Origin of the sequence: Desulfomicrobium norvegicum, assembly GCF_900114595.1 — a bacterium.
Lineage (GTDB): Bacteria > Desulfobacterota > Desulfovibrionia > Desulfovibrionales > Desulfomicrobiaceae > Desulfomicrobium > Desulfomicrobium macestii.
Map to the genome: position 1 here is coordinate 1 of NZ_FOTO01000033.1, position 2,541 is coordinate 2,541.

The 2,541-nt window shown below is 52.9% G+C and carries 2 protein-coding genes; both read left to right on the top strand.

Annotated features, from left to right (window positions below):
* Positions 1-742: 742 nt before the first annotated feature.
* Positions 743-2,323, top strand: a complete 1,581-nt coding sequence (locus BMZ24_RS19255) for a ShlB/FhaC/HecB family hemolysin secretion/activation protein (RefSeq protein WP_161949254.1) — start codon at positions 743-745, stop codon at positions 2,321-2,323.
* A gap of 22 nt (positions 2,324-2,345) precedes the next feature.
* Positions 2,346-2,541 (top strand): hypothetical protein (locus BMZ24_RS19260; protein ID WP_143077976.1); only part of this gene is annotated, 196 nt, incomplete at its 3' end.

Genomic DNA, 2,541 nt, shown 5'->3' on the forward strand with positions numbered 1-2,541 from the left:
GACGACCAGCTGCCCCGCTTCTTCCGCGAAGAACTCCTTGCTCCGCACAATGTGGGCTGGGGTTACTCCACCGAGGAACTGCAGGCCGCAAAGGTCTAGGATTTTTAACTCCCTTGTCCCGGAGGCGCTGGCCTCCGGGACAAGGCTTCAAGGTTGCTGCATACTTGCAGCGATGGCTGGAAGATGCACCGGAAGAGCACTGCATCCACCCGGATCAGTGACAAGGTTGTGACCAGGCGGCGCGCTCATCGTCTCGAAATATACGCGCCCCTAAATATGTCAAAATAGACATGTTTATGAATAGTTAAGTCACAATCCACCGAATGATGTCGCAACCAAACTGGGCAGCCTTGAAAACATAATGCGCATGACCGCCGCTTTTTCGTGGCGGTCATGCGCATTTTTGGTTTTGAATAGCATAAGTACAACTGCTTAATTAAATTTAATTTTCATTCCTAAAATATGTAAATTACATAAATATTTATACAAAAAATCTCGCATTGATGATTATCATGTATATTTTTAATATATAAAATTGTGTCGCCAATAATATTAAAAATTAATTATGCAAAAAGTAATTTCAATGCGATTTTTTATCTATTTGTTATTTTCGATTATTGTATTGCTTATATGTGTTGATTCCATTCGATGCTTTGCATCTAATGAATTAATTCGTCAACAGGAGCAGATACAGCGCGATCAGGAGGCTCAGAGACAAAAATTCAAGCAGCAGCATGAAGATGTGCTTGAAAAAAAGCCTTCAAGGATAGAACTCGATCAGCCGACGCCAACTTCGGAATCCGCGGAAACGGATGTCTGCGTTCACATCGACAGCATTGTGTTCGTTGGGACGACGCTGCTTTCCCATTCCGAAAAGGCCGGATTGCTTGAGCCCTTCATTGGGCGCTGCCTGAACATGACTCACATCAACGAGTTGGTGCGGGCCGCGACCAATCTCTACATCAAGCGCGGATATGTCACGACACGCGCTTTTGTGCCTGCCCAGGATCTTGCTTCGCGAAGATTGGAAATCCGCGTCATCGAAGGCGAGATTGAGAGCATCAGTCTCAATGATGATTCTCCTGCGGACAGGCGGCGGATCGCCATGACTTTTCCTTCCGGCATCGTGGGCAAACCGCTCAATCTGCGCGACATCGAGCAAGGTATGGATCAGTTGAACCGTTTGCCATCCGGCAACGCGCAGCTTCGCATCGAACCGGGGGAAAAAGTAGGAGCCAGCCGCATCGTGGTGACGGATCAGCCGGGCAAGATGTGGCGTTTTCGGGTCGGTCTGGACAATTCGGGTCAAAAAAGCACGGGTGAAATCAAGGCCTTTGCGTCCGTGGACAAGGACAACCCCCTTGGCCTGAGCGACATGCTTTCCCTCAATTTGAGCGGCGACGCCAAGGCGCTTCTGGACATGTCGCGTCTCGGAAGCCGCAGCTTTTCAGCATACTACACCGTGCCCTTCGGGCACTGGAGCGTAACGGCCAGCGCCGGAGTCTCCGAATACCACACGCATCTGGAAGGTGGCGGGGCCGAGTATTTGAGCGATGGCCGCACATCCTCTTATGGTCTTGATCTGAACCGGGTTGTGCACCGAGGCAGCCAGAGCAAAACCACTGCAGGCGTTTCCTTCACCATCAAGGATGTCGACAATTTCATCGAGAAAGAGCGCCTTGTGGCCGGCAGCTACGATTTATCCATTCTGGGCGTGTCGTTAGGTCACCACCGCCGGATATTCGACGGCGTGCTTGGTTTGAGCGGCGAGTTCAACCTTGGGCTGCCCCTCTTTGGGGCCGAGCGGGATGAATTCTCGGAGCGGAGCGTCCCCAAACATGAATTTCAGAAGTTCTCCCTGACGGGCATCTGGATGCGTCCTTTCGAGATTGCAGGGCATCCGGTCTCGTTCAGCACACAGGGCGTGGTGCAGTGGTCTCCCGACACCCTGTACAACTCCGAGCGCCTGGATCTGGGCGGACGATACACGGTGCGGGGCTTCCAGCTGGAAAGTCTGGGCGGGGACAGCGGGGGATACGTACGCAATGAGATCGCCGTGTCCCTTCTTCCGCAAGGCCATTCTGAGTGGTTTTCATCGATATTCAATGATCCGCAAGTTTATGCCGGTTACGATGCCGGGTTCATCCATCGTGACCGGGACGATGAGTACGAGCGGGGCGTTCTGCAGGGAGCGGCTTTAGGATTGCGTTCCCGGGGCGGCATTCTTGAAACGGACTTTTGTGTGGCGCGGCCTTTGGACGCGCCATCTTTTTTGAAAAACAGGGACTGGGAAGTCTATTGGTCGCTGAGTTCCAATTTCTGAGAGCCAGGTACGGGGACGGTTCATGAAGCATGCGCTGCAACGGTTTATATGTCTGACGCTGGCATTTTTGCTGGTATTCAATCCCGTGGCGGCTGCTGCGGATGGCATCGTGGTCGATCCCACGGCCCCGGCCGCCAATCAGCCGGCCGTAAGCGCCGCGCCCAACGGTGTGCCCCTGGTCGACATCGCAAGACCGAACTCTGGAGGCCTCTCCCACA